Source organism: Actinomyces denticolens (genome assembly GCF_002072185.1).
Classification (GTDB): Bacteria; Actinomycetota; Actinomycetes; order Actinomycetales; family Actinomycetaceae; genus Actinomyces; species Actinomyces denticolens.
In genome coordinates this window covers 75,047-100,602 of the sequence record NZ_MVIW01000006.1, presented here as the reverse complement: position 1 = coordinate 100,602, position 25,556 = coordinate 75,047, and the positions used below count along the sequence as shown (strand labels likewise).

General features: G+C 71.5%; 17 protein-coding genes. 1 reads left to right on the top strand and 16 read right to left on the bottom strand.

The genetic code is table 11. From position 1 onward, the window contains the following. Window positions 1–493: 493 nt before the first annotated feature. From B1H55_RS03045 to gatC, 4 genes are all read right to left on the bottom strand, one after another. Entirely contained in the window at window positions 494–1,879 is a 1,386-nt protein-coding gene (locus B1H55_RS03045) for an NAD-dependent malic enzyme (RefSeq protein ID WP_073451239.1), read from the bottom strand. A 256-nt stretch (window positions 1,880–2,135) separates the two neighbouring features. Then, window positions 2,136–3,632, bottom strand: a complete 1,497-nt coding sequence (gatB, locus tag B1H55_RS03040; protein WP_073451238.1) for an Asp-tRNA(Asn)/Glu-tRNA(Gln) amidotransferase subunit GatB — start codon at window positions 3,630–3,632, stop codon at window positions 2,136–2,138. Further along, window positions 3,629–5,173, bottom strand: a complete 1,545-nt coding sequence (gene gatA / locus B1H55_RS03035; RefSeq protein ID WP_073451237.1) for an Asp-tRNA(Asn)/Glu-tRNA(Gln) amidotransferase subunit GatA — start codon at window positions 5,171–5,173, stop codon at window positions 3,629–3,631. Before gatA ends, gatB begins: the two co-directional genes overlap by 4 nt. Beyond that, a complete protein-coding gene (gene gatC, locus B1H55_RS03030; protein WP_073451236.1) occupies window positions 5,170–5,475 on the bottom strand; it encodes an Asp-tRNA(Asn)/Glu-tRNA(Gln) amidotransferase subunit GatC in 306 nt (101 codons plus the stop codon). The genes gatA and gatC overlap by 4 nt, the downstream gene beginning before the upstream one ends. A 337-nt stretch (window positions 5,476–5,812) precedes the next feature. Here gatC and B1H55_RS03025 point away from each other — a divergent pair, with 337 nt between their 5' ends. Continuing rightward, complete coding sequence (locus tag B1H55_RS03025; protein WP_073451235.1) at window positions 5,813–7,294, top strand: L,D-transpeptidase; 1,482 nt, start codon at window positions 5,813–5,815, stop codon at window positions 7,292–7,294. An 80-nt stretch (window positions 7,295–7,374) separates the two neighbouring features. On the opposite strand, the gene ndk is transcribed toward B1H55_RS03025, so the two are convergent. From ndk to ileS, 12 genes are all read right to left on the bottom strand, one after another. Beyond that, window positions 7,375–7,806, bottom strand: a complete 432-nt coding sequence (gene ndk, locus B1H55_RS03020; protein WP_077239940.1) for a nucleoside-diphosphate kinase — start codon at window positions 7,804–7,806, stop codon at window positions 7,375–7,377. 121 nt (window positions 7,807–7,927) lie between these two features. Then, the gene (locus B1H55_RS03015; protein WP_231952574.1) at window positions 7,928–9,817 is read right to left on the bottom strand and encodes a bifunctional folylpolyglutamate synthase/dihydrofolate synthase; all 1,890 of its coding nucleotides are present in this window, start codon (window positions 9,815–9,817) and stop codon (window positions 7,928–7,930) included. An 83-nt stretch (window positions 9,818–9,900) separates the two neighbouring features. Further along, window positions 9,901–11,223: a UDP-glucose dehydrogenase family protein gene (locus B1H55_RS03010; protein ID WP_073451233.1), complete on the bottom strand. Its 1,323-nt coding sequence runs from the start codon at window positions 11,221–11,223 to the stop codon at window positions 9,901–9,903. A gap of 181 nt (window positions 11,224–11,404) precedes the next feature. After that, a complete protein-coding gene (locus B1H55_RS03005; RefSeq protein WP_073451232.1) occupies window positions 11,405–12,874 on the bottom strand; it encodes a sugar transferase in 1,470 nt (489 codons plus the stop codon). Then, complete coding sequence (locus B1H55_RS03000) at window positions 12,871–14,334, bottom strand: tyrosine-protein kinase domain-containing protein (RefSeq protein WP_073451231.1); 1,464 nt, start codon at window positions 14,332–14,334, stop codon at window positions 12,871–12,873. The genes B1H55_RS03005 and B1H55_RS03000 overlap by 4 nt, the downstream gene beginning before the upstream one ends. 196 nt (window positions 14,335–14,530) lie before the next feature. Beyond that, a complete protein-coding gene (locus tag B1H55_RS02995; RefSeq protein WP_073451230.1) occupies window positions 14,531–16,009 on the bottom strand; it encodes a lipopolysaccharide biosynthesis protein in 1,479 nt (492 codons plus the stop codon). Continuing rightward, on the bottom strand, window positions 16,006–16,605 hold the full coding sequence (locus tag B1H55_RS02990; protein ID WP_231952576.1) for an acyltransferase: 600 nt from the start codon (window positions 16,603–16,605) through the stop codon (window positions 16,006–16,008). Before B1H55_RS02990 ends, B1H55_RS02995 begins: the two co-directional genes overlap by 4 nt. Beyond that, window positions 16,602–17,939, bottom strand: coding sequence for an O-antigen ligase family protein (locus B1H55_RS02985; protein WP_080461565.1), 1,338 nt, complete (start codon window positions 17,937–17,939; stop codon window positions 16,602–16,604). Before B1H55_RS02985 ends, B1H55_RS02990 begins: the two co-directional genes overlap by 4 nt. Next, on the bottom strand, window positions 17,923–19,074 hold the full coding sequence (locus tag B1H55_RS02980) for a glycosyltransferase (protein WP_073451228.1): 1,152 nt from the start codon (window positions 19,072–19,074) through the stop codon (window positions 17,923–17,925). The genes B1H55_RS02985 and B1H55_RS02980 overlap by 17 nt, the downstream gene beginning before the upstream one ends. A gap of 74 nt (window positions 19,075–19,148) precedes the next feature. Further along, on the bottom strand, window positions 19,149–20,315 hold the full coding sequence (locus B1H55_RS02975; RefSeq protein WP_143221346.1) for a glycosyltransferase family 4 protein: 1,167 nt from the start codon (window positions 20,313–20,315) through the stop codon (window positions 19,149–19,151). Next, window positions 20,315–21,184, bottom strand: a complete 870-nt coding sequence (locus B1H55_RS02970; RefSeq protein ID WP_077239936.1) for a glycosyltransferase family 2 protein — start codon at window positions 21,182–21,184, stop codon at window positions 20,315–20,317. The genes B1H55_RS02975 and B1H55_RS02970 overlap by 1 nt, the downstream gene beginning before the upstream one ends. Before the next feature lie 443 nt (window positions 21,185–21,627). After that, the gene (gene ileS, locus B1H55_RS02965; protein WP_073451226.1) at window positions 21,628–24,996 is read right to left on the bottom strand and encodes an isoleucine--tRNA ligase; all 3,369 of its coding nucleotides are present in this window, start codon (window positions 24,994–24,996) and stop codon (window positions 21,628–21,630) included. Window positions 24,997–25,556: the final 560 nt, after the last annotated feature.

The following is a 25,556-nucleotide window of genomic DNA, read 5'->3' as shown; positions in this document are numbered from 1 at the left end:
AGCAGCACAGGCCAAACAAAAAACAAGACATAAACAAGCATGACACGCTATCGAGTTCTCAAACAACACACCCACCCCACAACAACAACCCCACAAAAGGGCCACCACCACGAAGAGGCACAAGGAGAAGATTAACGGATCGATATTCCTCGGTCAAATCGAGGGTTCGTGACCCTCATCTCCCGTATCGTTCCGAATGTGATCTCCGGTGTCGCGCTTCGGACTCTCAGGCCCTCGCGGCGACGCAGAGAACTTTAGCCCGCGACCTCCCCGAAAGGTCAAATCCTCCGGGCATGAGGCGGAACACATCCGGCCCGTGATCCGCCTCCGTCTGCTCCCTCCGGCATCCGTTGCCGCCCTGCCCGCGCCCGCCTTCACCCATCGGCGCCCCGTCGCCGCCAGGCGGGCGCCGGCCCGATCGCATATGGGTGGGGCGCCGGGCCACCAGGCCCGGCGCCCCACCCGCGATGGACGTCGATGCGCGCTCCGTGCCTCAGTCCTCGGCGAAGCGGCGCACGGCGGCGGCCACGGCGTCAGCCACGCGCGTGTCGAAGGCGTTGGGGATGATGTAGACGGGGCTGATCTCGTCGTCGCTGATCACCGAGGCGATGCCGGTGGCGGCGGCGCGGAGCAGCTCGGTGGAGATGTTGGTGATCCCCGTGTCGAGAAGGCCCCGGAAGAGGCCGGGGAAGGCCAGGACGTTGTTGATCTGGTTGGGGAAGTCGGAGCGCCCGGTGGCGACCACGCTGACGTGGTCGGCGGCTCCGATCGGATCGACCTCGGGTGTCGGGTTCGCCATGGCGAAGACGATGGCGCCGTCGGCCATGACGTCCAGGTCCTCGGGGGTCAGCAGATTGCCGCTGGAGACGCCGATGAGGACATCGGCCCCCGCCAGTCCCTCCTTGAGAGTCCCGGTGACCCCTCGGGGGTTGGTGTTCTCGGCGAGCCACTTGCGGTGCTCGTTCATGCCCGTGGTGTCCCCGCTGTGCAGGGCGCCGGTGCGCCCGTAGCCCACGATGTCCGTGGCGCCGTGGGCCATGAGCAGCTTGGCGATGGCGCTGCCCGCCGCGCCCACGCCGGACAGGACGATGCGCACGTCCTCGATGCGCTTGCCGACCACCTTGAGGGCGTTGATGAGCGCGGCGAGCGTGACGACGGCGGTGCCGTGCTGGTCGTCGTGGAAGACGGGGATGTCGAGCTCCTCGCGCAGGCGGGCCTCGATGTCGAAGCACTTGGGAGCGGCGATGTCCTCGAGGTTGATGCCGCCGTAGGCCGGGGCGATGGCCTTGCAGATCGCGATGATCTCCTCGGGGTCCTTCGTGTCCAGGGCGACGGGCCAGGCATCGACGCCGCCGAACTGCTTGAAGAGGATGGCCTTGCCCTCCATGACGGGCATCGCCGCGGCCGGGCCGATGTCCCCCAGGCCGAGCACCGCCGTGCCGTCGGTGACCACGGCAACGGTGTTCTTCTTGATGGTCAGCTTGCGGGCCCGCTCGGGGTGGTCGTGAATGGCCTTGCAGACGCGGGCGACGCCGGGGGTGTAGACGCGGGCGAGGTCGCGGCGGTTGCGCACCGGGTACTTCGAGGAGATCTCGATCTTGCCGCCCACGTGGGCCAGGAAGGTGGAGTCCCCGACGTTCTCCACGATGACGCCGTCGATGGCGCGCAGCGCCTTGACGAGCTCGCCGCGGTGCACGGAGTCGCGGGTGTCGGCGGTCAGGTCGACGACGAGGCTGTCGCCATCGGAGTCCGAGACGTCGACACCGGTGACGACGGCGCCGGTCGCGGTGGCGGTGTCCACCAGCTTCGCGACGACCCGCTGGGACGCGGGGACCTCCATGTGCAGGGCCACGGTGTAACTGGGACTGGGCTGGACCATGCTGGCTCCTTCGAGGCGGTGTCCGTCGGCGCCACTCGCCGACCGCCTGGGCTGGGAATGATTCGGCCGAAGACTATCCCCCTTGCCCCGCCCATCGGATCCGGCGCGACCGTCAGGCAAGACGACCCGCGCTTGTCTGATTCCCCAGCCCTCCCCCACGGGCCGTCCCTGCACGAGAGGTGCTCCGGCGCGCCCGCCCCTCGTGGCGGGCGCGCCGGAGCACCGGAAGCAGGGCGCCGAAGGACGGCGCCGCGCCTCAGCCCTGGACGCGCTCCATGATGAGCTCGCGCACGCGCCTGGCATCGGCCTGGCCCTTGGTGGCCCTCATGACGGCGCCCACGATCGCACCGGCGGCCTGGACCTTGCCGCCCCGGATCTTGTCGGCGACGTCGGGCTGCGCGGCCAGCGCCTCATCGATGGCGGCCGCGAGCGCGGACTCGTCGGAGACGACCTCCAGGCCGCGTGCGGAGGCGACGGCCTCGGGATCTCCCTCGCCCGCGAGCACGCCGGTCAGGACCTGCCGGGCGAGTTTGTCGGTGAGGCGCCCCGAGTCCACGAGTCCCTGGAGCTCGGCCACCTGGGCGGGGGTGACCGCCAGCTCCTCCAGCGCGATCTCCTGCTCCTTGGCGGCGCGGGCGAGCTCGCCCATCCACCACTTGCGGGCGGCCTGCCCGGTGGTCCCGGCCAGAGCGGTGGCCTCGATGAGCTCCAGGGCACCGGCGTTGACGACGTCGCGCATCTCGGTGTCGCTGAGGTCCCACTCGGCCTTGAGACGGCGGCGCTTAGCAGCGGGAAGCTCGGGCAGGGCCGCGCGGATCTCCTCGACCCATTCCCGACTGGGGGCCACCGGCACGAGATCGGGTTCGGGGAAGTAGCGGTAGTCGTCGGCGTCGGACTTCACGCGCCCGGCGCGCGTGGTGCCGTCGGCCTGGCCGTGGCGGGTCTCCTGGAGGACCTGCCCTCCACTGGCCAGGATGGCGGCCTGGCGGGAGATCTCGTAGCGGATGACGGCGTCGATCCCGCGGAAGGTGTTGACGTTCTTGGTCTCGGTGCGGGTGCCCAGCGGCGCGTCCGGGCCCTCGCGCAGGGAGACGTTGACGTCGGCGCGGACATTGCCGCGCTCCATGCGGGCCTCGCTGACCCCCAGTGCGCGGAAGATGTCGCGCAGGGAGCGCACGTAGGCGGCGGCCACCTCCGGCGCTCTGGCCCCGGCGCCGATGATCGGCCGGGAGACGATCTCCACCAGTGGCACGCCGGCGCGGTTGTAGTCCACCAGGGAGTGACTGGCGCCCTCGATGCGGCCGTCAGCGCCGCCGATGTGCGTGTTCTTGCCGGCGTCCTCCTCCATGTGGGCGCGCTCGATCGGCACTGTGAACAGCGCGCCATCCTCGAGCTCGACCTCCAGGGCGCCGTCGAAGGCGATGGGCTCGTCGGACTGGGAGGTCTGGAAGTCCTTGGCCAGGTCCGGGTAGAAGTAGTTTTTGCGCGCGAAGCGGCAGGACTCGGCGATCTTGCAGCCCAGGGCCAGGCCGATGCGGATGGCGTACTCCACGCCCCGCTTGTTGACCACCGGCAGCGCGCCGGGCAGGCCCACGGATGTGGGGGTGACGCGGGAGTTCGGCTCCCCGCCGAAGGCATTGGGGGCGGCGTCGAACATCTTCGTGGCGGTGCCGAGCTCGACGTGCACCTCCAGGCCGATGACCGGGTCGTAGCGGCGCACGGCCTCGTCGTAGTCCATCAGGGTGTCGCTCATCGCTGCTCCTCCTCCAGCTCGGGGGCCCGGGCCAGCAGGTGCCCGCCCCAGGTCTCCTCCAGGGCCGCCTCCAGCACCCCGCCGACGCGGTAGAGGCGGTCGTCGGCGCGCTGGGGCGCCAGGATCTGGAAGCCGACGGGCAGGCCCCCGCTCAGCCCCGAGGGCAGGCTCATGCCCGGGATGCCGGCGAGGTTGGCCGGGATCGTCGTGACGTCCAGCTTGTACATGGCCAACGGGTCGTCCTTCTCCCCGAAGCGGTAGGCGGTGACCGGCGTCGTCGGGGAGACGAGCACGTCGGCGCGCTCCCAGGCGGCGGCGAAGTCGCGCTGCACGAGGGTGCGGACCTTCTGGGCGGACCCGTAGTAGGCGTCGTAGTAGCCCGCGGACAGGACGTGGGTGCCCAGGATGATGCGCCGCTTGGCCTCGTCGCCGAAGCCCGCGCCGCGCGTGGCGGCCATGACGGTCTCGGCGGTGACGGGCCCGTTGGCGGGCTCGACGCGCAGGCCGTAGCGCATGCCGTCGTAGCGGGCGAGGTTGGAGGAGGCCTCGGCGGGCATGATGAGGTAGTAGGCGTCGAGCGCGTACTCCAGGTGGGGCAGGCCGACCGTCTCGACACTCGCGCCGGCGGCCTCGAGCAGGGCCAGGGCGGCGTGGAAGGAGTCGAGGACGCCGGGGTCGTAGCCCTCGCCGCCGTCGAGCTCGGAGATGACGCCCACGCGCAGGCCCGTCAGATCCCGCCCGGCCCGGGCCGCGCGGACGATGGCGGCCATGCCGCGGGGGGCGTCGGCCAGCGAGGTGGAGTCCAGCGGGTCGTGCGCGCCGATGACGTCGTGCAGGAGGGCCGTGTCCAGGACGGTGCGGGCCATGGGGCCGGGCGTGTCCAGGGAGGAGGCCATGGCGATGACGCCGAAGCGCGAGACGGTGCCGTAGGTCGGCTTGACGCCGACGGTGCCGGTGACGGCGGCGGGCTGGCGGATGGAGCCGCCGGTGTCGGTGCCCAGGGCCAGAGGGGCCTCGTAAGCGCCGACGGCGGCGGCCGAGCCGCCGGAGGATCCTCCGGGGATGCGCCCGAGGTCCCACGGGTTGGCGGTGCGCTTGAAGGCGGAGTGCTCGGTGGAGCCGCCCATGGCGAACTCGTCGAGGTTGGTCTTGCCCAGGATCGGCAAGTGCGCCTCGCGCAGCGCGGTCACCGCCGTGGCGTCGTAGGGCGGGACCCATCCCTGAAGGATCCTGGAGGCGGCCGTGGTGACCTGCCCACGGGTGGCGAAGAGGTCCTTGACGGCCACGGGCACGCCGGTGAGCTCGTGCGGGGGCTCGCCGGCCCGCCCGGCGGCGCGGGCGGCGTCGGCGGCGTCGGCATCGGCCAGGGCCTTGTCGGCATCGACGTCGAGGAAGGCCCCGACGGCGCCATCGACGGCGCTGATGCGCTCCAGGTGGGCGCCGGTGAGCTCTCGGGAGCTCACCTCACCGCGGGCAAGGGCCTCGGCCTGCTCGGCGGCGGTGGCCCGGATGAGGGCGGGCAGGGAGCGGGCCTCGCTCATGAGCCGGACTCCTCTCCGAGGATCTGGGGCACGAGGAACATGGAGTCCTCGGCCGCGGGGGCGCCGGCGAGGAGCTCGTCGACGTCGAGGGTCGGGCCGGGGACGTCCTCGCGCAGGACATTGGTCAGTGGCACGGGGTGGGAGGTCGCCGGCAGATCGGGGGTGACAACGGAGGTGACCCGGGCGAAGGAGGAGGCGACGGCGTCCAGCTCACCGGCCAGGCGCGTCACCTCCTCATCGGTCAGGGCCACGCGCGCGAGCGCCGCGACCCGCGCGACCTCGGCGGAGGAGATGGCAGACATGGGCAGGAGTCTAGTCGTGCCGCTGCCGGCCGCGCGCCCATGGGAGCCCTCGCCCGCCCGTGCCCGCCTCCCGGGCGCGCCGCGCCGCCGACCCTGTCCACCCATTGGTACCGGGGGTGGGAAGGACTCCCCACGAGTGCCCCATGACCCGCGGATTCTCGCGGGCGTTAAGAGATCTCACAGGGAACTCGCAGCCAAGGGCGTTGACTCCGAGGGCGCAGTGACGTGTGATGGTTTCGTGGCCGGTTCTGCACGCTCGCGGGGCCGGACTGGGACAGCGCGCCCCTCCCCTCCCCGAGGAGGGGGCTCACGGGGCGGGCATGATCGAAGGCATGTGATGACCGGAGAGACTCTACTGGACAACAGCACGGAGGCGGCAGGGGCGGCGCCCGCGCGCCATCGCCGCTGGCCCCTGTGGGCGGGGCTGGGACTGCTGCTGCTCGTGGCCGGCGCGGGCACGGGCGCTTACGCCTACACGAGCCACTACGCGGACCGGGCCGTTCCCGGCACCGCGATCGCGGGGACCGATGTGTCGGGCATGACGCGCGACGAGATCGCCTCGATGATCGCATCGAGATCGGAATCGGCCACGGTCGCCGTCTCCGGGGACGCGACCGCCACCGCGACACTGGCGGACCTCGGCATCACCGTGGACGCGGGTGCGACGGCCGACGCCGCCCTGGCGCGCGGCGCCACCGCCGGGGACCGCCTGACCACACTGTTCTCATCCGAGGACCTGCCCGTGGTCACGACCACCGATGCCGCCGTCACCGACGCCTACGCCTCCTCGCTCATCCCCGCCGACAAGGTCCGCGCGCGCAACGCGGAGATCGGGCTCGACGCGGAGGGCACCTCCTTCACGGTGACGCCGGCGGTGTCGGGGACGAGCATCGACCCCGCCCCCCTGGCCCGGGCCGGCGCCGAGGCCGCCTCGGCCCTGGCCCCAGCCAGCGCCTCCGTGTCGATGAGCACCCAGGCGCCCGCGGTCTCGGATGCGGACGCCCAGGCCGTGGCCGACACCGCGAACAGCTGGATCAGCCAGGACGTGACGATCTCCGACGCCTCCGGCAAGGACTCCTACAGCCCCGACGAGTCCACCAAGGCCTCCTGGATCAGCGTGTCCACGAGCAACGACGCCGCCCCGACGCTGTCGATCGACTCCGCCAAGGTCTCCTCCTGGGTGGCCGACCAGGCCAGTGAGGAGAACATCGACGAGGTCCAGGGCACGAGGAACGTCAATTCCAAGGGCGATGTCGTGGCGACCCCCGTCGAGGCGGTCAAGAGCCAGACGGTCAAGAACGCGGATGCCCTGTCCACCTCGATCTCCGAGGCCCTGGGCAAGGGCACCGGCTACTCCGGGGCCTTCGAGATGCAGGTCGGCGAGGAGAAGTGGACGCAGCGGACCATCGCCGACGGCGCCGAGAACCTCAACTACCAGGCCGCCCCCGGCGAGAAGTGGGTGGATGTCGACCTCTCGGCCAAGACGGTGACCTCCTACGAGGGGGCGACCGTCGTGCGCGGGCCCGTCTCGATCGTCGATGGCGCCGCGGAGACGCCGACGGTCACCGGCACGTACCACGTCTACCTCAAGTACGAGACGCAGACGATGCGCGGTCAGAACGCCGATGGCTCCGACTACGTCACCGAGGACGTGCCCTGGGTGAGCTACTTCCACAGCGGGTACGCCTTCCACGGCGCCCCGTGGCGCTCCTCCTTCGGCTACTCGGGCTCGCACGGCTGCCTCAACATGCCCGTCGACGAGGCTCAGTGGATGTACACCTGGGCGGACAACGGAACCACGGTGGTCAGCCACTACTGATCCCCTCCCCCGATCCCGCTTTGACGACGGCGGCCCGCCCCTTCTAGGGGCGGGCCGCCGTCGTTCGCCAGGCGAGGGACTCAGCCGAGCTCGGGGAACCAGATGGAGATCTCGCGGACGGCGGAGGCCTCGGAGTCCGAACCGTGGATGAGGTTCTCAATGGCGCTCGTGCCCCAGTCGCGGGCCAGGTCGCCGCGGATGGTGCCGGGCGCCGCCGCCGTCGGATCGGTGGCGCCCATGAGGGATCGGCAGCCCTCCACGACCCGGTGGCCCTCCACCACGGCGGCGACCACCGGCCCGGAGGTCATGTACTCCACGAGCCCGGGGTAGAAGGGGCGCTCCACGTGCTCGGCGTAGTGGGCGGCGAGGACCTCCTCGGTGGGGGTGATGAGCTTGAGGGCGGTGAGGGCGTAGCCCTTGGCCTCGATGCGGCGCAGGATCTCGCCGGTGAGGCGGCGGCGCACGCCGTCGGGCTTGATGAGGATGAGGATGCGGCTGGGTGAGGCGGTCATGAGGTGTCCTTCGGGAGTCGGTGGCGGGCGGGCGCCTCTCGGCGGGATCATGGGCGGGACCGGTGATCGGGTCCCGTCGCAAGGGCCGCCGCGGTGGGGCGACGATACCGCGTCGGCGGGCTCAGGGGCGGCGGAACAGGGCCCGCGCCTCGGCGGCCAGAACCACCGAGCCCACGATCAGCACGCCTGAGGCGGTCAGCGGCCCGTCACCGCCCTCGGAGAGGGCGACGGCGCGGTCGACCCCGTCGGCGAGGGCCTGCGCCACCTGGACGCGGTCCTCCCCGAAGACCTCCCGGGCGACGGCCCCCAGGTCCTCCGCGTCCATGGCGCGGGGGGAGTCGATCGGCACGCAGACCACTGCGTCGCAGGCGGGCTCGAGGAGCGACAGGATGCCCTCGACGTCCTTGTCCGCCATCGCGCCCATGACGGCGACGAGGTGACTGAAGCCGAATGCCTCCTCGATGGCGGGCATGAGGGCGGCCACGCCGTGCGGGTTGTGCCCGGCGTCGACGATGACGGTCGGGGACGAGCGCAGGACCTCCAGGCGTCCCGGGGAGGTCGTCGAGGCGAAGCCCTCCTCCACGAGGGCCGGTGGAAGGGCGCGCCCCCCGAAGAAGGCCTCGGCCGCCGCGAGCGCCAGCAGCGCGTTATGCGCCTGGTACTCGCCGTGGAGGGGCACGAAGACGTCCTCGTAGACGGCGGCCGCCGTGGCCAGCGTGACGAGCTGGCCGCCCACGGCCAGCTCGCGCGAGCGCACACTCAGCTCACCGGCGCCCGGCTCGCCGGGATCCTCATCGGGGTCGAGCTCCCTGCGCCACACGACGCGGCGGGCGGCCGCCGCATCGGCGATGACCTCCTGCGCCTCGGGCACCTGGACCGATGTGATGAGGGTGGCGCCGTCCTTGATGATGCCCGCCTTGTTCCGGGCGACCTCGCGGATCGTGCTCCCGAGCCAGGAGGCGTGGTCCAGGCCGATGGGGGTGATGACCTCGACATCGGAGTCCACGACATTCGTGCAGTCCCAGGTGCCGCCCATGCCGACCTCGATGATGGCGGCGTCAACGGGGTGATCGGCGAAGGCCGCCAGCGCCATGACGGTGAGGACCTCGAAGAAGCTCATCCTCGGGCCGCCATCGGCCTGGGAGCGCTCGTCGACCATCGCGATGTAGGGGGCCACGTCCTCCCAGGCGGCGATGAAGCCCGCCTCGCCGATGGGCTCGCCGTCCAGGCTGATGCGCTCGCGGATCGTGGCCAGGTGCGGGCTGGTGAAGCGGCCGGTGCGCAGGCCCGCGGCGGCCACCAGGCGCTCGACCATGCGGGCGGTCGAGGTCTTGCCGTTGGTGCCGGTGATGTGGATGACCCTGTAGGCGCGCTCGGGGTGCCCCAGGATGTCCATGACCGCCTCGATGCGCTCCAGGGAGGGCTGGACGCGGTGCTCGGGGGCGCGGGAGAGGATCTCGGCCTCGACCTGCCGCATGCGCTCGCTCACCTCGACGCCGCGGGCCGCCGCCAGCAGGGCCCGGCGGTGGGCGTCGTGTTCGCCGGGATCGCCCCCGGTGTCGGGCAGGACGGGCTCCCAGGACTCCCAGTCATCGGACTCGTCGGCGTCGACCTCGGCCAGGAGCGCGTCGAGCTCATCGGGGTCCCCCGAGGCCAGCATGTTGTGGGCGACGAGCTCGCGCAGGGCCGCCAGATCCTCGGCCTCGGCCGCCGAGCGCGCCTCGGCCCGTGCCCTGCGGGCCTGGCCGACCTCGGCGAGGCTGAGGCCCGCGGCCGCCGAGCCCGGCGCTCCGGCCGCCGGGGCGTCGGCGGCCTCGAGGTAGGGCAGGAGCGCCGGGTCGATCCCCTCTCCCCCGTCCCCGGCGCCGAAGACGGCGTCGACGACCTCCTCGGCGGTGGCATGGGCGGGGATGCCGAAGGCCGCGCCCGGGTGGGAGGGGGCCCCGCCCCCGCTGCCGGGCCCGCCCCCAGCGCTCGCCGCGGAGCCGGATCCCTGGTGGTGGTGGGTCATCACTCGTCCTCCTCATCGCCCGCGCGCCCGCGCCATGCCCGCGCCGGCCCGCGAGAGGCAACTGTACTGGCCCCGGGGCGGACTCAGCGCCGGCCCATCCCCGCGTAGGAGAAGCCCGCCTCCTTCCAGGCCCCCGCGTCAAGGGAGTTGCGGCCGTCGATGATGTTGGCGCGGCGCATGAGGGAGGCCGCGCGCGCGGGGTCGATGGACGTGAACTGGCGCCACTCGGTGGCCAGGACCGCCAGGTCGGCGCCGCGCAGCGCCTCATCGGCGGTGCCGCAGACCTCCAGCCCCTCGCGGTCCTGCTCGGCGAGGATGGCGCCGGCCTGAGGATCGGTGATCGCCACGCGCGCGCCGACGGCGGCGAGCCGGCCGGCGATCTCGAGGGCGGGCGAGTCGCGCATGTCATCGCTGTCGGGCTTGAAGGCGGCGCCCAGGATCGCCACACGGGCACCGGGCAGGCCGTCGCCGAGCATCTGGCGGGCCTTGTCGAGCACGAGGGCGCGGGCCCTCAGATTCACGCGGTCCGCCTCGGCGAGGATCTCGAGGGCCTCGCCCGCGCCCAGCTCGGCCGCGCGCGCCCGGAAGGCACGGATGTCCTTGGGCAGGCATCCCCCGCCGAAGCCGATGCCGGCGCGCAGGAAGCGGTGGCCGATGCGCGCGTCCAGGCCGATGGCCTCGGCCAGGGCGGTGACGTCGGCGCCGGCGGCGTCGCAGACCTGGGCGACGGCGTTGATGAAGGAGATCTTGATGGCGAGGAAGGAGTTGGCGCTGACCTTGACCAGCTCCGCCGTCGCGTAGTCCATGGTCAGGCGCTTGACGCCGGTGGCGAGGATGGGGCCGTAGACCTCGTCGAGCACGGCGGCGGCCGCCTCGGCCCGTGAGGGATCGGCCGGCAGGCCGTAGACCATGCGGTCGGGCTCGAGGGTGTCCTTGACCGCGAAGCCCTCGCGCAGGAACTCGGGATTCCACACCAGGGTGGCGCCCGCGGCCTCGAAGCGCTCGGCCAGGCGCGTCGCCGTGCCCACCGGGACGGTCGACTTGCCGACGACGATCTCCTCGCCCCCGCGGAACCCGCCCAGGTGGGGCGCCAGGGCGTCGACGGCGCTGTCCACGTAGGCCATGTCGGCGGCGCCTGAGGGCGTCTGGGGCGTCCCGACGCCGATGAAGTGGACCTGACAGCCCTCGGCGACGGAGATGTCGGTGGTGAAGCGGAGGCGGCCGGAGGCGACGTTGCGCGAGAGCACCTCCTCGAAGCCCGGCTCGAAGAACGGCGCGGTCCCGGCCGCGAGGGCGCTGATCCGGGTCTCATCGACGTCGATGCCCACGACGTCGTGCCCGATCTCGGCCATCGACGCCGCGTGAACGGCGCCGAGGTAGCCGCATCCGATCATCGAGATGCGCATGTGTGCTCCTCTCCTCCCGGCCCTCGCGGGGCCGGATCATCAGGATCATTCGGTGGTGCCCCGCGCGCCTGGGACAGCGCGCCGGTGGCGGTGAGGCATCGGGATGAGGGGAGGCTCCGCGATCGACGCGGACGGTGAGTTGGCCGGGCGCGGGCGCGGGGCTCGGGCCCGGCCGGGCCGGTCAGGCCGAGCCGTCCAGGAGGAGGACGGCCTTGACGGTGCGCAGCAGGATCCACAGGTCCAGCCCGGGGGTCCAGTTGTCCACGTAGAACAGGTCGAGGCGGATGGCCTCCTCCCAGGTGAGGGAGGAGCGGCCGCTGACCTGCCACAGCCCGGTGATACCCGGTTTGGCGAGCAGGCGCCGGGCGGCCTCCTCGTCGTAGAGCTCGACCTCCTTGGCCACCTGCGGGCGCGGGCCCACCAGGCTCATCGAGCCAGCCAGGACGTTGAAGAGCTGGGGCAGCTCGTCGATGGAGGTGCGCCGCAGGAAGGCGCCCACGCGCGTGATGCGCGGGTCGTTGTCGACCTTGAACAGGGGGCTGTCCGTGCGGTTCTGCTCCCGCAGGAGCCCGGCGAGCTCGGCGTCGGCGTTGATCCGCATGGAGCGGAACTTCCAGATCTTGAAGGGCTTGCCGTTCAGGCCGATGCGGGTCTGGCGGAAGAGGATCGGGCCGCGGTCCTGCATCCAGATCAGGGGCGGGACGATGAGCCACACGGGCACCAGCAGGACGATGATCAGTGAGGAGGCGATGATGTCCGAGGTGCGCTTGAGCAGTGAGTGCGCCACGTCGGCGCGGGGCTGCTGGATCTCGATGGCGGACAGCCCCCTGGCCGAGCGCATCCACAGCCGCGAGCTGGCGATCTGCAGGAGCGGGGGCAGCATGATGAGGCGCCCCTCGGCGCCGAGGGACTGGCTCAGCCTGCGGATCATGGCGGAGGTGAGCCCGGAGTCCTCCGCGACCACGACGGCGATCCCCTCGGAGCTCTCCACGGTCTCCTGCAGGCTGCCCACCCCCCCGATGACGGGCACGGGGAGGTCGGGGTGCTCATCGAGGACGTCCTCGTCGGAGACGAAGGCCCCCCGGATCTGCAGGCCGAGCCCCGGCTGCCGGGCGAGCTCGGCGATGGCCGAGGCCACGGCGCCGACCGATCCGACGACGTAGGCGGGCTGCGCGAGGCTCCCCGCGGCGGCGAGGCGGATGAGGCGGCGCCGGGCCGCCCAGTGCCATGCCAGGAGGGCCACGATCGAGATCGCCAGGGCGGCCACGAGGTAGGCGGTGGACAGCCTCACCCCCACCATGTACCCCAGGATCGAGAACCCGGCGAACTCCAGGACGGTGGCCCACACCACGCGCTTGTACTCGGTGGCGCCGTGGCCCAGGACCCGGTCGCGGTACACGTCGGCCTTGGTCAGCAGCAGCCCCCAGGTCACGGCGACCGCCGCGATGAGCAGGGCCCGAGTCACGAGGGCGGGCATGACGCCGCTGCCGATGTGCTCGCGACCGGTGACGTGGCAGAGCCTCTCCACGCACACGACGACGAGGAGGATGATCGCGAGGTCCCCGGCGCGAAGGCCCCGGCGGAAGAAGGTTCTCCTCCTCCATGCCTCGGAGGCCGTCGGGAAGGCGCTGAAGGAGGATGACTGGATCATGATTCTCCCGATCGGTCGGCCAGGAGCCCGGCGGGGGCGCTGCCGCGGGACGGGATCGCGGGCGCGGGGGCGCCGGCGCCGATCGCCCGGCGAGCGTCATCGGCTCGACTCGCCCCACCGGGCATCAGGGCGTCGACCGGGCCGCCGTCGAGGAAGCCCCGCTTGTTGACGGCGTTGAGGACGACGCCGAGGATCCTGCCGCCGCCCTGCTCGAGGGCCTGGGCGGCCTGGCGCAGTTGGGCACTGGTGGTGGTGCCGGTGGAGACCACGAGCAGTGCGCCGTCGGCCTGGGCCGCCAGTACTGCGGCGTCGGTGGCCTGCGAGCTCGGCGGCGAGTCGATGAGGACGATGGCCTCGGCGGACAGGCTCTCCAGGAGCTCGGTCATCCGGGACGAGCCCAGGAGCTCGGAGGGATTGCCGGGCAGGGCCCCGGCGGGGATGACCGACAGGCCCGGCATGGAGGTGCGCACGAGCGCGTCCTCGACGGCGGCGGCGCCGGCGAGCACCTGGGCCAGGCCCGCCCGGCGGCCATCGACCCCCAGGACGGAGGCCAGGGACGGGGCCCGCAGGTCCCCCTCGACGAGGACGACGCGGTGACCGGACATGGCCAGGACCCGGGCGAGGCCCACCGTGATGGTGCTGCGGCCCTCGCCGCGCGCGGCCGATGAGATGACGGCGCTGCGGCCGGCGGTCGCCGTGGCGCGGATGAAGTTGGTGCGCAGCTTGCGCAGCTCCTCCTCGATGGCCGGGTCGGAGGCGTCCGCCCCATTCCTGATGAGGTCGGAGTGGGGCAGGGCGCCCAGGACCGGCGAGTCGAGGACGGCCAGGGCCTCGCCGGCGCCGCGCACCCGCTTGTTGAGCACTTCGACCACGAGGACACCCAGGTAGGCGACGACGAGCCCCCCGAGGAGGCCGGCCCCCAGGAGCATCATGATCGACGGTGAGCGGGGGGCGGCGCGCAGTTCGGCGGAGGTCATGAGCTCGACCCCGACGGGGATGTCATCGCCGTTGAGCGCGGCGAACTCCGTGTTGGACTGCCGGACGGTCTCGTCGGCGATCCTGCGGGCCCGTTCGGGGGAGTCGGCGGTGGCCTCGACGACCACGGTGTCGGCCCCGGTGACGTGCTCGGCCTTGATGGAGCCGGCCAGGGCTGTGGGCGTGGTGCCCGTCAGGCCGAGGGAGTCGATGACCCCCTGGGCCACGGTCTCGGAGGTGATGACGGGCAGGAGGGACTTGGCCTTGCGCTCGGCCAGCTGGGAGGCGACGAGCTGGTAGCTCGTCGGGTTGTCCTGGGCGGCGGCGATGGAGGCGTCCACCTTGACGTAGGCGATGGATGTGGCGGTGTACGACCTGGGGCCGAGCAGCGCCGCGCCGGCGGCGAGGAGGGCGCCCACGATGATTCCGGCGCAGAGGATGCGCCAGCTGCGCCTGGCGAGCAGGAGGAGGTCTTCGAGCGTCATCAGCGGGCCACCTCCTCGCCGGGGCGGCCGGGTGCGCCGGTCCAGGCCGGTGCCATGCCGTGGGGGGAGGCCACGCCGGGCCGTCCTGTTGCGTCACACATGTGGAGCCTTCCTGCTAGGTAATCACTTCGGTCGTTCTCGGTCATGTCGGTCACATCAGTCGTGTCGGTCGTTCTCGGTCATGTCGGCGGGGCCCTCACTTCATCGCGTTGATCGCCCGCAGCGAGCCGATGAGGGATCTGCGGTTGAGGGCGAGGACCGCGGCGGTCACGGCGGTGAAGACGATCACCGCGGTCACGGGCGCGGGTGCGCCGACCGAGACCAGCGCCCAGCGCGCCCCGGCGCCCGCGGCCGCGGCGGCCAGCGCGCTCAGGGCGTAGATGCCCAGGTCGTGGGGGTCGAAGGCCGAGCGCAGGCTTCCGCCGATCTCCTTCAGGCTGAGCCGTAGGAGGGCCCAGGTCATCGCCGCGTTGACGACGACGGAGGCCACGGCGGGCCCGATGAAGCCGATGAGGGCGTAGAGCAGGGGGCACAGCACCGCGTTGGCGGCGACGGCCGCCAGCGAGACCACCATGAGGGCGCGGGTCCTCCCGGCCGCGGACAGGATGAGCGAGAGGCTGGCGAAGCGCACCATGGCTGTGACCAGGTAGAGGCAGAAGACGGCCAGGCCGTCGAGGTAGCGGGCGCCGTAGAGGACCTGCACGACCTCGGGGGCGACCACGAGGCAGGCCACGGCGAAGGTGCCGGTGGTCAGGTAGCCGACGGCCAGGTAGTGCCGGAAGAGGTCGCGGATGCGCTCCTTCTGGTCGGCGCCGATGTAGCGGGTGACGATCGGGACGATGACGGTGAGGAAGGAGGCGGAGATGAGGTCGAGGGGCAGGACCATGGAGGCGTTGGAGTAGACGGCGTAGCGCTCGGTGGGCTCGTTCATGCCGATGACCAGCGCGCCGATCTGCCTCATGAAGGTGGCCGTCAGGACGTAGACGCCCATGGGCAGGGCCAGGCCGAGGATCTGGCGGATGCGGCGCCGACTGGGCAGGGAGGGCCACACGGGGTACTGCCATCGCCGGAAGCTGTCCCAGAACCACAGCAGGGACACCGCGTCGAGGGCGAGGAGCATCGCGAAGAGGATCGCCAGGTCGGAGGTGATGGTGGCGGTGATGAGGACCGCGATGAACTTCAGCGCTGCCAGCACGAGGTTGCGGATCGCGATGACCCGCGCCTGCCCGATCGAGACGATGAGGACCTGGAAGACGCTGGTCATGTTCGTGAGCATGGGCCGCGCCATGAGCAGGACGATGAGCGGGGGGAGCAGGGGATTGTTGAAGTAGTCGCCGATGGCGCCCTGGGCGATGAGCATCGCCAGGGCGGTCACCACGCCCACGACCGCCTGGATCATGACGATGGCGCGCACATAGGCGCGGGAGAGGCGCCGCTGCCCGCCGCGGTTGAAGAAGTAGTTGACGGCGTCGGCCATCCCCAGGATGGTGGAGTCGGAGCAGATGGTCACCAGGAGCACGCCCTGCGCGTAGGTGCCGTAGTCGGTCAGCGACAGGCTGTGCGATAGGATCATCGTGTTGGCCATGGTCGAGCCCAGCGTCACGATCTTGACGCTGGCCAGGAGCAGGGAGTCGACGGCGCTGCCGGTGGGGCGGCGAGACGGGATCCTTCTCACCGCAGCCTCTTGACGACTCGTGCGGGGTTGCCCGCGACGATCGAGTAGGGCGGCACGTCCTTGGTGACGACGGCGTGCGCGGCCACCACCGAGCCGCGCCCGATGGTCACCCCCTTGAGCACCATCGTGTACTCCCCGATCCACACGTTGTCCTCGATGACCACGGGGGCGGCGTCGGCCTCGGTCCAGTCCCACAGGGGCCCGCCGTGCTCGCCCCGCGTCATGCGCAGGCGGGCCTCGGGATCGGTGGGATGGCTGTTGTGGTCGAAGATGTGGGCGTGCGTGGAGATGATGACGTCGGAGCCGATGCTGACCGACTCGACGGCGCCGATGAGGGTGGCCCCCGCCCCGCCGATCCAGCAGTGGGAGCCGATGGCGATGGCTCCCGCGCCTCGCGTCATGAGGGTGGCGTCGAGGAAGACGTGGTCGCCGATGGTCACGGAGGGGGCTCGCGTGGAGCCGGCGGAGCAGCGGGCGAAGGAGCCCAGGCGCAGGTCCTCGCCGGCGCGCAGGGCCCCGGAGGAGGAGGCGCGGCGGAACTGGGCGGCGGACAGGGAGCGGCGAGCGCCATGGATCACTCGTGAGGGCAGGCTCATCGGTCGGCGCTCCTGTCGATGGGTCCGGTCGCGGCGCGGGGGCCGCCCGTCAGCTCGGCGACCCGGCTGGCGAGGAAGGGGATGAGGATGAACAGGGCCATGTTGTAGATGTAGATCTCGCTCACGGCCATCACCGACATCGCCGCGTAGACGGAGGTCAGGGCGGCCCGGGCGCGCGGGTCGCAGTTCGAGCGGTCCATCCGGGCGCCGGCCACCCACAGCAGGGCGAGGAAGAGGCCCACGGCGATGAGCCCGCCGTCGTGCATGATCTGCAGGTACTGGTTGTGGGCCTGCCACAGGCCGCCGTCGGTGCCGGGGGCGAACCTGCCGAACTCGTGGTTGATGCCGTAGCCCAGCAGCGGCGAGTCCGCGAGGATCGGCAGGGCCGAGTCCCAGATGTCCGTGCGCCCTGTCAGCGTGAGCGACTTGCCCAGGGTGCCCTCGATGAGGGAGGTGAACAGGAGGTGGATCCGGGCCACCACGACGAGCAGTGTGATGACGAGCCCGCCCACGGTGACGGCCCTCATGGACAGCAGGCCCCGCCCATGGGGCCGCAGGGCGACCACGACGTAGGTGATGGCCGCGATGGCGGTGCCCACGAGGGCCGTGGCCACATGGAGGGAGGCGATCTGGAGCAGGCCGGTGCCCACGGCGATGACCGAGCGCCAGCCCCAGCGCCTGGCCGAGGTGGAGTCGTAGAGGAAGGCCAGCATCGTGGCCGGGAAGATCGTGTCGGTGACCCTGGTGCGGATGCCCAGGAGGTAGGAGGGCTGGGAGAACTGGGCGCCCGCGGCCGCGTCCTTGGAGATCCCCAGCAGGATCATCGCGGCATTGACCATGAGGTAGAGGAGGAGGAGGTCGGTCAGGACCCTCAGGAGCCGCCTGCGCGAGTCCTCATCGCCGCCGACGTGCAGCTCGATGACCATGAGCACGCTCACCTGGGCGATGGAGGCGTACCCCCAGTTGAGCAGGTCGCCATCGCCCAGCAGAGTGGGCGGCAGGTAGGCGAGGCGGTAGAGGATGAAGAGGGTGAGCGTGGCCGACAGCGCCACCGAGCGGGCGAGGAAGGCCAGGACGAGCCCGAGGAAGATGACGGCGGTGAGGGCCTTGACCAGGGGGGCCAGGGATGGGCTCTCATCGACCAGGCTCGGCTTCATGAGGATCCCGCAGATCATCATCAGGCCGAGGTAGCGCAGGGGGTAGCAGCGCCGGGCGAAGCCGACGAGGGCCTCCCTGAGGGCGTTGGCCGTACCGGTCGTGCCGCCCCGGCCCCATCGGGGCCGCAGGCGCGCCCGGGAGCCGGTTCCGGTGATCGTCTCAGCGGTAGAGGTCACAGTAGGCCTCCATCATGGCTCGTGCGGAGTAGTCCTGCGCCGTGGCGAGCGCCGCGCGGCTGAGTCGGCCGTAGCGCTCGGGGTCCTCCCAGATCCTGACCACGGCAGCGGCGATCTCCTGGGCGGCCTGGGGGCCGCGGGGGTTGACGAGGGCTCCGTTGGCGCCATCGGCGACGATGCTGGGCACTCCTCCGACCGCCGTGGCCACGACGGGCAGGCCGGCGGCCATGGCTTCGATGATGCTCATGGGCAGTCCCTCGTGCTCGGAGGCGAGCGCGAAGAGGTCGGCCTCGGCGTAGAAGGGGGCGGTGTCGCGCTGGGGGCCCGCGAAGCGAACGCGGTCGGCGATGCCCAGCGCCCTCGCGCGCTGCTCGAGATCGGCGGCGAGGGGGCCATCGCCGACGAGGGTGAGGCTAGCGTCGCGGCCGGCGTGGGCCAGGGCGGCGACGGCGTCGAGGAGGAGGACGTGGTTCTTCACCCGCGCGAGCCGGGCCACGCACAGCAGGCGCGGAGCGCGCCGCCCGGCCCCCTCGCCCGTCGGCTCGAGATCGCGCTCGCAGGCGAAGGCGCCCACGTCCACGCCGTTGCGGACCACGGGGACGCCCTCGGGGGCGAGCCGGTACTCGCGGCAGATCGAGTCGCGGACCTCCTCGCCCAGCGCGACGGGCACGACGCCGTGGCTGAAGGCGTAGCGGTTGAAGCGCCGGAGGACGGGCAGGCGGGTCTCATGGGTGGCCACGGAGTGGACGGTGTGGATGAGGCGGGGGTGGGCCCCGCTCAGGCGCACGGCGGGCAGGACGTAGGCGAGGACCGGCTGGTGGGTGTGGATGGCGGTGGGCCGGAAGTCGTGGATGAGGCGCCGCAGCCCGGCGGTGACGCGGGGATCCGGGCCCTTCCTCTTGCCCAGCGCCTCCACGCGCACGTCCGCATCGCGCAGGGCGTCGGCGATGTCGGTGTCGCCCGAGCCCAGGCAGACCACGAGCACGGGGCATCCGCCGCGCCGCAGCTCACGGGCGAGGTTGAGGACCATCATCTCGGCGCCCCCGGTTCCCAGCCCGTGGGTCACGAGCATGATGCGCATGGCGGGCTGCGATCGCGCGGCCGTCTGCGAGCCGTCGGGCTGCGTGCGTGTCATCGATGGGCGTCCTTGTGATCCGTGGGTGGTTCGGGGCCGGTGGGATGTGCGTTGGGGACGGAGCGGGGCGCGCCTCATGGGCGGGCGGTGAGGGCCTGGGCGATCCGATCGAAGACGGCATCGGCGGTGTAGGCCGCGGCGCGCTCGTGGATGGCGCGGCGCATGGCCTCGACCTCCTCGCGGGGCAGGGCGAGGAAGGACTCGATGGTCGGGCGGAGCTCCTCGGGACGCTCGAAGTCGTAACCGAGCCCTGTCACGCCGTCGGTGAGCATCTCGGAGTAGTAGGCCCAGTGGCTGGCGATGACGGGCAGTCCCGCGCCCATGGCATCGACGATGGTGCCGGGGATCCCCTCGCCCCAGAACTCGGTGGGGAAGAGCAGGGCCCAGTAGTCCCGGATGGTCTCGACGCCCTGCTCGGGCTTGACGCTGCCCAAGTAGCGCGCGTGGGGGGCGCTCTCGATGAGGGCGCGGAACTCCTCCTCGTAGTCCTCATCGACGGGCCCGTAGATGTCGAGCACGGCCACGGGCCCGGCGGCGCCCGCCTCCTCGTTGAGGCTGGTCACGGCGCGCACGGCGTTCTCGATCCCCTTGCCCGGGACCACCCTGGAGAAGGTGCACAGGCGGGCGGGGCGCCCCGTGGGCGCGTCGAGGCGGGCCGCGCCGGTGTCGAGGTCCTTGAAGTTGGGCAGGTAGACGGCGTTGCGCACGCCGAGCTCGGCCAGGCGCGCCACGAGGGCGCGGCTCTCCACCCAGTTGACCTGGAAGGCGTTGAGGCAGCGCACCAGGCGGCCCGAGGCGTCGCGCTCGATGTCGTCGGCGAGGCGCCCCCCGATGAGGTTGTGGAAGACGCGCGTGCCCCGCACCGAGGCGGCCAGGGCGAGCACGGGGAAGAAGAAGCGGCGGCCATTGTCGGACAGGAGCACGACGACGTCGTCGCACACGGCCAGGCAGCGCGCCGCGTCCTTGGCCACTCGCAGGGGATGGTGGCGGTAGTCGAGGGTGTCGACGGTGCGGATGGCGTCGGCGCCGAAGCGGTCGGCGAGGTGGCGGTAGACCACTCGGGTCTTGACGGTCTGGCCGTCGACCATCGTCTCGCCGAGGTCGATCCGGCCCATGATCCCGATGCGGCGCCCCGCCGCCCCGCCCGCTCGGCGGGGGGCGGGGGCTCGAAGGGCGCTGATCCCAGCGACCGCGGTGGCGGCGCCCGTGAGGGAGAGCAGCGCAGCCATCCGTTTTCTCATCAGGAGCTCCTCCGGCGTCGGATCATCGCGTGGGACAGCTGCCAGGCCAAGCAGTAGGCGGCGTAGGGGCGGGGCAGGCGCTCGACATCCCTGTAGAGGTGCCAGGTGCGCCTGACCGCCTTGATCTTGTTGGAGGACAGGGATCCCGCCGTCTTCCTGTACTTGGCGAGGCACTCGTCCAGGCCGTGGAAGCGGTAGCCCCGCTTCATCACCCGCAGCCAGGTGGCGGCGTCCTGCCCGCGGCGCAGGTCGGGCATGACCAGGAGGGAGCGATCGACGATGGTGGTGTCGAACACGACGGAGAGCGTGCAGGTCATCGTGTTCTTGAGGAACTGCTCGTAGGTGAAGGACCGGGGCACGTGGACGTAGTTCCGGTGCTCGCCGTCCTCCTCGATGGTCTCGTAGGAGGTGATGCACACCCCGGCCCTGGTCCGCCCCATGAAGGAGAGCTGCCGCTCCAGCTTGGTGGGCGCCCACAGGTCGTCGGAGTCGACGTAGGCGATGTAGCGCCCCCGGGCGGTCTCGAGCCCGCGGTTCCTCGCCCGGGCGACCCCCTGATTCTCCTCCTGCGCCAGGACGGTGATCCGCGAGTCCTGCGCCGCCAGGCCGGTGAGGATGGTGACGGTGGAGTCCGTGGAGGCGTCGTCGACGGCGATGATCTCCAGGTCCGCCATGGTCTGGGCCAGGACGCTGCGGATCGTCTCGGCGACGTGGTCCTCGGAGTTGAACGAGGGGACGATCACGGACACCAGCGGGGCGCCTCCGCTCGGTGGGTCCGCCGGGCGCCCCTCTGGGTGGGCACCCGGCCTCGTCGCGCGCAGCGCTGCGCCGGTAGGGGTGGGGACGCCGGTGGAGTTCTCCTGGGCCATCGATTTCCTTTGAGTATGAAGACGGAATTTCGACCGACTCAGCTCAGCAGGGCTTGAGAGGGCTCCCGAATCAGCTGCGCGAAGCGCAGGGAATCGGCCAGGACGAACGCCGTCTCACTGAGGCCTGTCGAGTCGAACACTTCAATCACGAAACAATCACGGCTGAATTGAACACCCTTGTCAGGCTAGTGAGACTACCCAAAGGTGTCAATGGAATATCGACCTTCGACGGAACTCCGGGAGATAGGTCACTCCGCACATATGTCCGACATCACATTCTCATCGAGCGCATTCCCAGAGTTTTCCCAGAATTCATCACGCGCTCCGGTGCGCGCTGAATGCGGCGGGGGCGGCCGACCGCGATCATGGTCGATCGCGGTCGGCCGCCCCCGCGGCTCATCGCGGCGCGGCCCGGCTCCGGGAGCGGGCCCGCCCTCAGTCGGTCAGTCCTCGCTCCTGACCACAGTGGCGCTGGGCTGCCCGCCCGAGGCGCTGGTGACGACGGAGGCGTCCACGCAGGCGGTCTCGGCCTTGATGAGGGCGAGGTGGGCCCCGGTCCAGGCGTCCCGGTCCTCGGGGACCGTGAGGGTCAGGCGGATCCGGTCGCCCACGTGGAGACCGGCGGCCTTGCGCTCGTCCTGGACGAGGCGGATGAGGTCGCGGGCCCAGCCCTCGGCCTCGAGCTCCTCGTCGAGAGCGGTGTCCAGGACCACGAAGGCGCCGGAGGCCAGGACGGTGGCGCTCAAGGCGTCATCGTGGACCTCGATGCGCTGGGTGAGGGTGAAGGAGCCCTCCTCCGCCTCCAGGACCACGGGCGCGCCGTCGATCGTCACGCCGTCGAAGCGCGCGTCGCCGTCCTCGGTGAGGGCCCACTCCCCCGCCTTGACGGCGGCGAAGAGCTTGGAGGTCAGCTTACGGACCTCGGGGGCGAAGGCCCTCGGGTTGAGGGAGAGCTCCTCGCGCAGCTCGTAGCCGGCGTTGGCGGCGTCGAGGACGCGGACCTCCTTGACGTTGACCTCCTCGGCGATGAGATCGGCGAAGGGGGCCAGGCCGCCCGGCTGCGCGGTGGCGATGAGCAGGGAGCGCAGCGGCTGGCGCACGCGCAGCTTCTCGGCCTTGCGCAGGCCCAGGGCGGCGGAGACGGCGTCGCGGGCCTCGTCCATGGCGGTCACCAGGGCCGGGTCGGACACGTGGACGGGCAGCACCGGCCAGTCGGTCAGGTGCACGGAGCGCCCACCGGTCAGCCCCCGCCAGATCTCCTCGCTCACCAGCGGGGCGAGCGGCGCCATGACCTCCGTCAGGACGCGCAGCACCGTGGCCAGGGTGTCGAAGGCGGGCCGGGCGACGGCCGGGTCGGCGTCGGCGAAGCGCGAGCGCGAGGTGCGCAGGTACCAGTTGGTGAGCACGTCGAGGAACTCGCGGATGGTCACCGTGGCGCCGGTGATCTCGTAGGAGCCCATCTGGGCGCCCACGGTCTCGGCCAGGTCGCGCGTCCGGGCCAGGATGTAGCGGTCCATGACGTGCAGGGAGCCCTTGCGGCCGAACAGGCCGGCGTCGTCCAGGTCCACGCCGGGGCTGACGTAGCCGGCGCCGTCGTTCATCTGCCCGGCGTACAGGGCGAAGAAGTGCCAGGTGTTCCACAGGGGCAGGAGGACCTGGCGCACGGTGTCGCGGATCGCCTTGTCGGTCACCGCGAGGTTGCCTCCTCGCACGACGGGGCTGGACAGCAGGAACCAGCGCATGGCGTCGGCTCCGTCGCGGTCGAAGACCATGGAGACGTCGGGGTAGTTGCGCAGGGACTTGCTCATCTTCGCGCCATCGTCGCCCAGCAGGATCCCGTGGGAGACGCAGGAGGTGAAGGCCGGGCGGTCGAACAGCGCGGTGGCCAGCACGTGGAGGGTGTAGAACCAGCCGCGGGTCTGCCCGATGTACTCCACGATGAAGTCACCGGGATTGTGCGACTCGAACCAGTCGACGTTCTCGAAGGGGTAGTGCACCTGGGCGAAGGGCATGGAGCCGGACTCGAACCAGCAGTCCAGGACGTCGGGGATGCGGCGCATCATCGACTTGCCCGTGGGGTCGTCCGGATTGGGGCGCGTCAGGGTGTCGATGAAGGGGCGGTGCAGGTCGGCGACCTCGACGCCGAAATCGGCCTCCAGCTCGGCGAAGGAGCCGTAGACGTCGGTGCGCGGGTAGGCGGGGTCGTCCGAGACCCATACGGGGATCGGGGCCCCCCAGTAGCGGTTGCGCGAGATCGACCAGTCGCGGGCCCCGGCGAGCCAGTTGCCGAAGATGCCGTCCTTGATGTGACCGGGCGTCCAGGTGATCTCCTGGTTGAGCTCCACCATGCGGTCCCGGATGGCCGTGACCCGCACGAACCAGGAGGAGACAGCCTTGTAGATCAGCGGCTTGCGGCAGCGCCAGCAGTGCGGGTAGCTGTGCACGTAGGAGGCCTGGCGCACGAGGACGGGCCGGGCGGCCTCGTCGCGGCCGGCCAGGGGGCCCGAGGAGTCGCGCAGGTCGACGGTGATCGGCTTGTTGGCGTCGAAGACCTGAAGCCCGGCGTAGTCCGGGACCTCGGAGGTGAACACGCCGCCGTCGTCGACGGGGATGACGGCGCCGATCCCGGCCTCCTGGCACACGAGCATGTCGTCCTCACCGAAGGCCGGGGCGATGTGGACCAGTCCGGTGCCGTCCTCGGTGGTGACGTAGTCGCCGGCGATGATCGTCCAGCCGTTCGGGCCGGGGGCGGCTCCCTCAGCGCGGTGGGCGACGTCGTCGAAGTAGTCGAAGATCGGGTGGTAGCGGCGCCCCACCAGCTCCGAGCCCTTCAGGCGGGCCAGGACGACGGGCTCGGAGCCCTCGGCGGCCAGCTCCCTGGCGTAGGAGCCCACGAGGGCCTCGGCCAGGACCACGCGGCGGCCGGCCAGGGGGGAATCGAGCCCCGCGGGCACCTCGACGACGGCGTAGTCGACGTCCGGCCCCACGGCGACGGCGAGGTTGGAGGGCAGAGTCCAGGGGGTCGTCGTCCAGATGAGGATGAGCTCGGGGACGCCGTCGAGGATCGCCTCGGTCAGGGGCATGCCGACGGTCACCGTGTTGTCCTGGCGGTCCTGGTAGACGTCGTCGTCCATGCGCAGCTCGTGGTTGCTCAGGGGCGTGCGGTCGTGCCAGCAGTAGGGCAGGACGCGGTATCCCTGGTAGGCCAGGCCCTTGTCGTAGAGGGTCTTGAAGGCCCACAGGACGCTCTCCATGTAGGTGGGGTCGAGGGTCTTGTAGTCATTGTCGAAGTCGACCCAGCGCGCCTGGCGGGTGACGTAGTCCTCCCACTCCTGGGTGTAGCGCAGCACGGAGGAGCGGCACTCGGCGTTGAAGGCCTCGATGCCGAGACCCCCGGGGCGGGTGATCTCGGAGATGTCGTCGATGCCGAGCAGGCGCTGGGCCTCGAGCTCGGCGGGCAGGCCGTGGGTGTCCCAGCCGAAGCGGCGCTCGACGCGGCGGCCCATCTGGGTCTGGAAGCGGCCGACGGCGTCCTTGACGTAGCCGGTCAGCAGGTGCCCGTAGTGGGGAAGGCCGTTAGCGAAGGGCGGGCCGTCGTAGAAGACGAACTCGTTGGAGTGGCCACCCGTGTCATGGGCCGGGCGGGCCTCGACCGAGGCGGCGAAGGTGCCGTCAGCCTTCCAGTAGGCCAGGGTCTCCTGCTCCAGGGCGGGGAAGGACGGGGAGGGGTCGACCCGCTCGCCGTCTCGGTGCAGGGGGTAGAAGGCGGCGCCGGTATGGGCGGCGGCGCTGTTCTGGGTCTGCTCAGCCATGTGCCTCGCGTCTTTCGCTCGTGAACATCCGGGTGGACTGGACTCACGAGGACGACGCCGACGCTCACCGCCCGGGGGATCCCGGGCCGGTGGGGCCCGCACCGCGGTACCACCTCGCTTGCCGCGCCGCGCCGACCCGGGGCCCGGCGCGGTACGACCGCTTCATCACCAGCTGTGACGGGCTGTCCCGTCCGGGTCTACTGGGCGGGCGGGCCAAGGGGCCCGGCGCTGTTCTGCCGGAGGCTCGCCGGTGATGCCCGATCGCCCCGTGGGCGGATCGGCCGGGTCACTGCCTGATAGCGCAGGAGTGTAGCCAGCGGCGCTGGGAGCGGCCAGCCGGGGCGGGGTGAGGGCGGCGTCGTCCTCGACACATCCCCCGGTCCGGCCCCGGCATCGCGCCGATGCCGGGGGCCGGTCTCACCATGCAAGCACCCCATCGCATCACCGCAGGCCGGGCCCTATAGTCCGGCACATGACCACAGCACGCCGCGTCACAACCCGGGGGGACCACCCCTCGTTGACGCTGCGTGGCCACGGTTGGGTCATGTGTTGTCAGGCTT

Excerpts from the sequence above, each read along its gene's own strand:
- B1H55_RS03045 (WP_073451239.1), bottom strand. The coding sequence starts at position 1,879 with ATGGTCCAGCCCAGTCCCAGTTACACCGTGGCCCTGCACATGGAGGTC.
- gatB (WP_073451238.1), bottom strand. The coding sequence starts at position 3,632 with ATGAGCGACACCCTGATGGACTACGACGAGGCCGTGCGCCGCTACGAC.
- gatA (WP_073451237.1), bottom strand. The coding sequence starts at position 5,173 with ATGAGCGAGGCCCGCTCCCTGCCCGCCCTCATCCGGGCCACCGCCGCC.
- gatC (WP_073451236.1), bottom strand. The coding sequence starts at position 5,475 with ATGTCTGCCATCTCCTCCGCCGAGGTCGCGCGGGTCGCGGCGCTCGCG.
- B1H55_RS03025 (WP_073451235.1), top strand. The coding sequence starts at position 5,813 with ATGACCGGAGAGACTCTACTGGACAACAGCACGGAGGCGGCAGGGGCG.
- ndk (WP_077239940.1), bottom strand. The coding sequence starts at position 7,806 with ATGACCGCCTCACCCAGCCGCATCCTCATCCTCATCAAGCCCGACGGC.
- B1H55_RS03015 (WP_231952574.1), bottom strand. The coding sequence starts at position 9,817 with ATGACCCACCACCACCAGGGATCCGGCTCCGCGGCGAGCGCTGGGGGC.
- B1H55_RS03010 (WP_073451233.1), bottom strand. The coding sequence starts at position 11,223 with ATGCGCATCTCGATGATCGGATGCGGCTACCTCGGCGCCGTTCACGCG.
- B1H55_RS03005 (WP_073451232.1), bottom strand. The coding sequence starts at position 12,874 with ATGATCCAGTCATCCTCCTTCAGCGCCTTCCCGACGGCCTCCGAGGCA.
- B1H55_RS03000 (WP_073451231.1), bottom strand. The coding sequence starts at position 14,334 with ATGACGCTCGAAGACCTCCTCCTGCTCGCCAGGCGCAGCTGGCGCATC.
- B1H55_RS02990 (WP_231952576.1), bottom strand. The coding sequence starts at position 16,605 with ATGAGCCTGCCCTCACGAGTGATCCATGGCGCTCGCCGCTCCCTGTCC.
- B1H55_RS02980 (WP_073451228.1), bottom strand. The coding sequence starts at position 19,074 with ATGACACGCACGCAGCCCGACGGCTCGCAGACGGCCGCGCGATCGCAG.
- B1H55_RS02975 (WP_143221346.1), bottom strand. The coding sequence starts at position 20,315 with ATGAGAAAACGGATGGCTGCGCTGCTCTCCCTCACGGGCGCCGCCACC.
- B1H55_RS02970 (WP_077239936.1), bottom strand. The coding sequence starts at position 21,184 with ATGGCCCAGGAGAACTCCACCGGCGTCCCCACCCCTACCGGCGCAGCG.
- ileS (WP_073451226.1), bottom strand. The coding sequence starts at position 24,996 with ATGGCTGAGCAGACCCAGAACAGCGCCGCCGCCCATACCGGCGCCGCC.